General features: G+C 62.4%; 7 protein-coding genes and 1 pseudogene. 1 reads left to right on the top strand and 7 read right to left on the bottom strand.

What is annotated here, in order from left to right; all coding sequences use genetic code 11:
* On the top strand, positions 1-853 hold an 853-nt coding region (locus tag EN939_RS14535), incomplete at its 5' end, for a S1 family serine peptidase (RefSeq protein ID WP_127268558.1).
* Between the two features lie 75 nt (positions 854-928).
* Here EN939_RS14535 and mgrA read toward each other — a convergent pair.
* The 7 genes and pseudogenes from mgrA to EN939_RS14500 all read right to left on the bottom strand — a co-directional run.
* On the bottom strand, positions 929-1,975 hold the full coding sequence (gene mgrA, locus EN939_RS14530; RefSeq protein WP_127268557.1) for an L-glyceraldehyde 3-phosphate reductase: 1,047 nt from the start codon (positions 1,973-1,975) through the stop codon (positions 929-931).
* Between the two features lie 121 nt (positions 1,976-2,096).
* The gene (locus EN939_RS14525; RefSeq protein ID WP_127268556.1) at positions 2,097-3,239 is read right to left on the bottom strand and encodes a Gfo/Idh/MocA family protein; all 1,143 of its coding nucleotides are present in this window, start codon (positions 3,237-3,239) and stop codon (positions 2,097-2,099) included.
* 11 nt (positions 3,240-3,250) lie between these two features.
* Positions 3,251-3,997 carry a sugar phosphate isomerase/epimerase family protein gene (locus EN939_RS14520; protein ID WP_127268555.1) on the bottom strand — a complete coding sequence of 249 codons (747 nt, stop codon included), beginning with the start codon at positions 3,995-3,997 and terminating at the stop codon, positions 3,251-3,253.
* Positions 3,998-4,049: 52 nt separating this feature from the next.
* Complete coding sequence (locus tag EN939_RS14515; protein ID WP_023812494.1) at positions 4,050-5,147, bottom strand: ABC transporter ATP-binding protein; 1,098 nt, start codon at positions 5,145-5,147, stop codon at positions 4,050-4,052.
* 5 nt (positions 5,148-5,152) lie between these two features.
* On the bottom strand, positions 5,153-6,085 hold the full coding sequence (locus tag EN939_RS14510; RefSeq protein WP_372337953.1) for a carbohydrate ABC transporter permease: 933 nt from the start codon (positions 6,083-6,085) through the stop codon (positions 5,153-5,155).
* A 2-nt stretch (positions 6,086-6,087) separates the two neighbouring features.
* Positions 6,088-6,975 (bottom strand): carbohydrate ABC transporter permease, encoded by an 888-nt coding sequence (locus EN939_RS14505; RefSeq protein WP_127322195.1) that lies wholly within the window; start codon positions 6,973-6,975, stop codon positions 6,088-6,090.
* Positions 6,976-7,056: 81 nt separating this feature from the next.
* Positions 7,057-7,233: pseudogene (locus EN939_RS14500) on the bottom strand (carbohydrate ABC transporter substrate-binding protein); the annotation flags it as partial.

Raw genomic sequence — 7,233 nt, 5'->3', positions numbered from 1 at the left:
GCTCACCACCGACAGGCTGGACGAGAACCCGGCCTCGCAGGCCAACGCCCAATTCTGCGGCGGCAGCCTGATCGCGCCGCAATGGGTGCTGACGGCAGCACACTGCCTCAACGACAAGGGTCAGCCGGTTTCGCCGGAGAGCGTCACCGTGCTGACCGGTGCAACCGATCTCAGCGAGGGCAAGCGCCACAAGGTGGTGGAGGTCATCGTCAACGAAGCCTACAGCGAGCAAACGCTCGACAACGATCTCGCCCTGCTCCGGCTTGCCGAACCGGCCGACGCGCCGACCATCAAGGTCGCCCATGAGGCAACCCCCGACACCGGCAAGACGACCGTCACCGGCTGGGGCAAGATGCAGGACGGCACCTTTCCGACCACGCTGATGGTTGTCGATCTCGATCTGCAGCCGAACCAGGCCTGCAACAGCGGCATCAAGGCCATCTATGCGCGTGATCTGAAGGCAGCGCTCGGTGATCTGTCCCGCCGTATGCGCTATTCGGAAAAAGGCATCGACGCGGCAGCCAATGCGATCGCCGCCGACATGACCGACCCGCTGACCGGCAACATGATCTGCGCCGGCACCACCAGCGGCGTGCGCGATGCCTGCAACGGCGACAGCGGCGGCCCGCTGTTCATGACCGGTGCCGAAGGCCCGGTCCAGGTCGGCGTCGTCAGCTGGGGCGAAGGCCCGGCTGACGGCAGTGCGGCGTGCGGCCACAAGGAGGCCTACGGCATCTACACGCGGCTGGCCAACTACACCGGCTGGATCGAGGCGAAGATGAAGACCTCGGCTCCGGCGCCGGCAAAGCCCAAGGCGGGACTGGGCACCGCCCAGAAACCGAAAACGCCCTGAAGCAGCGCTGTTCGCTTTCAAGCAAAACGGCGGGAGAGGTTCCCGCCGTTTTGCTTGCCGGCTTATCGAGAGGACTTATTTTCGCGGCGGGCCTTTGCGCTCGGCGGAAGCCGCCCACAGATTAATGTCGGATTCGCGCGCATAGGTGTCGATCTCGGCGAGTTCGGCATCGCTGAAATCGAGCACCTTGAGCGCGCCGACGCAGTCCTCGACCTGCTCCGGCCGGCTGGCGCCGATCAGCGCCGATGTCACCCTGCCCTTGCGCAGCACCCAGGCCAGCGCCATCTGCGCCAGCGTCTGCCCGCGCTTGCCGGCGATGGCGTCGAGCGCCTTGATGTTGGCGATGGTCTTGTCGTTGATGAAGGCTGTCTTCAGCGACTTGCCCTGGGAGGCACGGCTGCCATCGGGAATGCCGCCGAGATACTTGTTGGTCAGCATGCCTTGCGCCAGCGGCGAGAACACGATGGAGCCGACGCCGAGCCCTTCGAGCGTGTCGAGCAAGCCATCTTCCTCCACCCAGCGGTTCAGCATCGAATAGCTCGGCTGGTGGATGACGCAAGGCGTGCCAAGCTGCTTCAAGATATCGGCGGCCTCGCGTGTGCGCTGCGAATTGTAGGACGAGATGCCGGCATAGAGCGCCTTGCCCGAGCGCACGGCATGGTCGAGCGCGCCCATGGTCTCTTCCAGCGGCGTGTCGGGGTCGAAACGATGCGAATAGAAGATATCGACATAGTCGAGCCCCATGCGCTTCAGGCTCTGGTCGAGGCTGGCCAGAATGTATTTGCGCCCGCCCCATTCGCCGTAGGGTCCGGCCCACATCTCGTAGCCGGCCTTCGTCGAGATGATCAGCTCGTCGCGGTAGGCGGCGAAGTCGGTGCGCAGGATTTCACCGAAAGCGGTCTCGGCCGAGCCGGGTGGCGGACCGTAATTGTTGGCAAGGTCGAAATGCGTGATGCCGAGGTCGAAGGCCTTGCGCGCGATCGCCTGCTTGGTCCTGTGCGGCGTGTCGTTGCCGAAATTATGCCACAGGCCGAGCGAGATTGCCGGCAGCTTCAGGCCGGAGCGGCCACAGCGGTTGTAGACCATTTTCTCGTAGCGGTTTTCGGCGGGCGTATAGGGCATCGGAAAATCCTCAAATGGAAGCGAGCCAGGCTACTGCCATCGCGACAACGCGGGCGAGTCGGCTTTGCCCCTCACCTTTACCCTCTCCCCGCCGGAACGGGGAGAGGGTTGAGGTATCTGCCTAATTCTTCTTCGCCAAAAGGTCCTTGGCTTGCTTGACGCCGAGGGCTGCCGGCCGTTCGCAGGTGGTCTGCATGGCGACGAACTTGCCGGTTTCGCCGGAGCGCAACAGCCCGGTCATCACGTCGACGGCGTGCAGCGCCAGCTCCATCGAACAGCGATGCGGTCGGCCTTCCGCGATCGCCACTGCCATGTCGGCGAGGCCCGATGTGCGGTAGTTGGCCATCATGCCTTGCGAATGCATCTCGTTGGGCACGCCGAACGGATGCGGCCAGTTCGGCAGCTTCTTGACCGGCTTGGCCGCGTCGGTGAAGCGAACGTCACCACCGAAGAAGTTCGGGTCCGGCACGAACACCGTACCCGCCTCGCCATAGAGTTCCATCGGCGCGTGGCCGTGGGCCCAGACGTCCCAGCTGGTGTTGAGCGTTATAACGGCACCGTTCTCGAACTCCAGCAGCCCATGAATGGTCGTCGGCGTGTTGACCGGTATCTTTTCACCCGCGCGCGGCTTTGAACTGATCGTCCGCTCCTTGGCCGGCGTCGTCGCGAAGGCCGCGACCTGTTTCACCGGTCCGATCAGCTGGATCAGATTGGTGATGTAGTAAGGCCCGATATCGAGCACGGGACCGGCGCCCGGCTGGAAGAAGAAATCCGGATTGGGATGCCAATGCTCCATGCCGTGGCCCATGACATGGCAGGTACCGCTCGTGACCTTGCCAAGCTTGCCGGTGTCGATCAGGTTGCGCACCAGTTGGTGCGCGCCGCCGAGGAAAGTGTCTGGCGCCGAGCCGATCCGCAGGCCCTTTTTCTCCGCCCGCTTCTTAAGGTCGAGCCCTTCCTTGACCGACAGCACGAACGGCTTTTCCGAATAGACGTGCTTGCCGGCGTCGAGGATCTGCTTCGATACTTCGTAGTGCACCGCCGGGATGGTCAGGTTGACGATGATGTCGATGTCGTCGGCCTTGAGCAGGTCTTCGACGGTCTCGGCGCGCAGCTTGAACTCCTTCGCCCGCGCCTTGGCCGCCTCCATGTTGATGTCGGCGCAGGCACGCATTTCGATGCCGCGAAACAGCGGCGCCAGCGAAAAATACGCTTTCGAGATGTTGCCGCAGCCGATGACGCCGATGCCAAGTTTCTTTGCCATGCTGATTGCTCCTAATAGGTTTTGGCGGCTGCGATGGAGCGGCGGGCGAAACGCTCGATGTCGTTGGGGTTGTCCTGTTCCATGACATAGTATTGGGCAGCACTCTTGGCACGCAACACCTTGATCAGGCCGGCCCAGTCGATGGTGCCATGGCCGACATCCGACCAGCCATCCTCATCCAGCCCCTCGCCGGGCTTGGCCATGTCCTTGACGTGGACGGCGCTGATGCGCTTGCCGTGCTTTTCGATCCACGGCAACGGATCATCGCCGCCGCGCACCACCCAGGCAACGTCCATCTCCCAGCTGACATCGGGCGCGGATGACAGGATGTGGTCCTGCGGCACCGATCCGTCGGCAAGTTTCTTGAACTCGAAATCATGATTGTGCCAGGCAAAGCCGTAGCCGGCCTTTTTCGCGGCGTCGCCGACCTTGGCCAGGCGTTCGCCGAAGCCGCGCCAGCCGGCCACGTCGGATGGCCGCTGATCGGGCATCAGGAAGGGACAGATGAGCAGCGTGATACCGAGTGCGTCGGCAGTTCTGCGCACGCCGTCGAAATCGTTCTCGAGCGCATCGATCGAGAAATGCCCAGTCGGCATGGCAAGCCCGTTCTTGTCGAGCTCGGCGCGGAATGCCTTGGGGTCATCATAGACGCCGCCAAAACCTTCGACCTGGGCGTAGCCGAGCTTGCCGAGCATGGCGAGCACACCGTCCCAGGGTTGGAAATTGCGGGCGCTGTAAAGTTGGAATGACCAGTTCATCATCTCTGTCCGTTTTGCTTGGGGATTGTCGTATGAGGGTTGTTCTCAAAAGCTAGATGCGTGTGCCCGTTGCGGTGTCGAAAAGCGAAGCGCGCATCGGATCGAAGCCAAGCGTCACCGCCTCGTCATTCTTGGGCGTGCGTTCCGAGGTCACTCGGACGCTGAAATTCTGCTGGGCAAGCTTCAGCCAGACCAGCGTGTCGGAGCCCATGGGTTCGACCACCTCGACATTGGCGGCTATCGAGAACGGCCAGCCGGTGCCGCTGTTCAGGCTGACATGCTCGGGCCTGATACCGAATGTGACGGGGCCGGGAGCCGGAGGCTTGGCAAAGTCGTAAGTGCCGAGCGGGATCTTGATATCCTCGGCCGCGAACCGCCAGCCGCCGTCGGCGTCTTCCAGGCGGCCATCGACGAAGTTCATTGCGGGCGAGCCGAGGAAGCCGGCGACGAAACGGTTGACCGGCCTGTTATAGATGGTCTGCGGCGCATCGAGCTGCTGGATGACGCCGCCCTTCATCACCGCGATGCGGTCGGCCAGCGTCATCGCCTCGATCTGGTCGTGGGTGACGTAGATCATGGTGTTCTGCAGCTTGCGATGCAGCAGCTTGATCTCGACGCGCAGTTCGGCGCGCAGCTTGGCATCGAGATTGGACAGCGGCTCGTCGAACAGGAACACGTCGACATCGCGCACCAGCGCCCGTCCGATCGCGACGCGCTGGCGCTGGCCGCCGGAAAGGGCGGCCGGCTTACGCTGCAGCAGCGGTTCGATCTGCAGGATTTCAGCCGCCCGCGCGATCCGCTTGGCGATCTCTTCTCTTGGCGTGCCGGCGACACGCAGCCCGAAGGACAGGTTCTTCTCCACCGTCATTTGCGGATAGAGCGCATAGGACTGGAACACCATGCCGATGCCGCGGTCCTTGGGCTCTTCCCAGGTGACGTTCTTGCCCTTGATGAAGATGCGGCCCTCGGAAACGTCGAGCAGGCCGGCAATGCAGTTGAGCAAGGTCGACTTGCCGCAGCCGGACGGCCCGAGCAGCACGATGAACTCGCCATCGGCGACATCGAGATTGAGCGTCTCCAGGACGGTCACCGCACCGAAGTTCAGCGACAGGTCCTGGATCGAAACGCTGGTATCATTGGCTGCCGTCATCGCCGTCACCCCTTCACCGCGCCGGCGGCGATGCCGCGTACGAAAAGCTTGCCGGAAATGAAGTAGACGATGAGCGGCACAAGCCCGGTCAGGATGGTTGCGGCCATGTTGACGTTGTACTCCTTCACGCCTTGCACCGAATTGACGATGTTGTTGAGCTGCACCGTCATCGGATAGGTGTCGGGGCGGGTGTAGACGACGCCGAACAGGAAGTCGTTCCAGATGCCGGTCACCTGCAGGATGATGGCGACGACGAAGATCGGCAGCGACATCGGCAGCATGATGCGCAGGAAGATGCCCCAGAAGCCGGCGCCGTCGACGCGTGCCGCCCGGAACAGCTCCTCCGGCATCGAGGCGAAATAATTGCGGAACAGCAGCGTCAGGATCGGCATGCCGAAAATGGAATGGACAATCACCAGCCCGCTGAGGCTGCCATAGAGGCCGATTTCGCGCAGGATGATGACGATCGGATAGATCATCACCTGGTAGGGAATGAAGGCGCCGACGATCAGGATGATGAAGAACGTATCGGCGCCCTTGAAGCGCCAATTGGCCAGTGCATAACCATTCACCGAGGCGATGGCGATCGACAGCAGCACCGACGGCACGGTGATGCGCACCGAATTCCAGAAGCCGCGCGAGAGCCCGTCGCAGTTAAGGCCGGTGCAGGCCGTTGACCACGCCTTGACCCACGGCTCGAAGGTGATCTCAAGCGGCGGTGAGAAGATGTTGCCGAGCCGGATCTCCGGCATGCCCTTGAGCGAGGTGACGACCATGACATAGAGCGGCAAGAGGTAGTAGACCGCCATGACGAACAATGTGCCGTAGAGGAAGACGTTGCGGCGCGAAATCATGCGGCGCGGCTTTGGACCGTAGGGCCCTGCGATGTCCTGGCGCGCGCCGGCGGCAACGCTTGCTTGAGCGGTGATGTCTGCAATGCTCATTTGCGTCGCCCGAACTCGAGATAGGCCCAAGGCACGATGACGATCACCACCGAGAGCAGCATCATGGTCGAGGCGGCAAAACCCTGGCCGAGGTTCTGGGCGAAGAACATATAGTCGTAGACGTATTTGGCCGGCACTTCGGATGCGATGCCCGGGCCGCCGCTGGTCTGGGCCACGACCAGGTCATAAACCTTGACGATGCCGGAAGCGATGATGACGAGCGTGGTGATGAAGACCGGCCGCATCATCGGGATGACGATGAACAGATAGGTCTTCCACATCGGGATCCCATCCACCCGCGCCGCCTTCCAGATGTCCTCGTCGATACCGCGCAGGCCGGCCAGCATCAGGCACATGATGAGCCCGGTGCCTTGCCACAGCGCAGCGATCGATATGCCGTAGATGACGATGCTGGAATTATAGAGCGGGTCGAAGCTGAAGCTCGTCCAGCCTAAGTCCCGCACGACATGCTGGATGCCGAAATCCGGATTGAGCAACCACTGCCAGACCAGGCCGGTGACGATGAAGGAGAGCGCGAAAGGATAAAGGAAGATGGTGCGGAACGTGTCCTCGAAGCGGATCTTCTGATCGAGCAGCGCGGCAAGCAGAAAACCGATGACCAGCGAGAACACCAGCGAGATCGCGCCGTAGATCAACAGGTTCTCGATCGAGATCAGCCAGCGCGGCGCCGCCCACAGGCGGTAATACTGGTCGAGCCCGACGAAATTCAGGCGCGGCAGGAGCTTCGAATTGGTGAAGGAATAGAGCACCGTCCAAACGGTGCCGCCGACGAAAACCACCATGGCGGTGAGGATCATCGGGATCGAGGCGACCTTCGCATTGAGGTTGCGGAACAGAAGGTTGGGGCGTGCGCTCTTGCTCATCTCGTCAGCCGGCTGGGTAAGGGCGGTGCATTCCCGGCCCCGCATTCGCAAGGCCGGGAGCGAGGCGGGTTGCCTCCAGCGTCAGTCCGCCGAAGCGATGAGGTCGGCGAAGCGCTTCTGCGCGTCTTCGACGGTCAGTTCCGGCTTGGCGAAGAATTCGGCGAAAAGGTCTTCCTTCTGTTTCTGGGTGTCCTGTGAAAGCAGTTGGTCCGTCCACGGCATGACGGCGCCCTTGGCAAGGATGGCGAGGCCCTTCTT

It is taken from the genome of Mesorhizobium sp. M7A.F.Ca.CA.002.05.1.1 (assembly GCF_003998335.1).
Lineage (GTDB): Bacteria > Pseudomonadota > Alphaproteobacteria > Rhizobiales > Rhizobiaceae > Mesorhizobium.
Note: the sequence above shows the minus strand (reverse complement) of the source record. Positions and strands in the feature narration are given on the sequence as shown.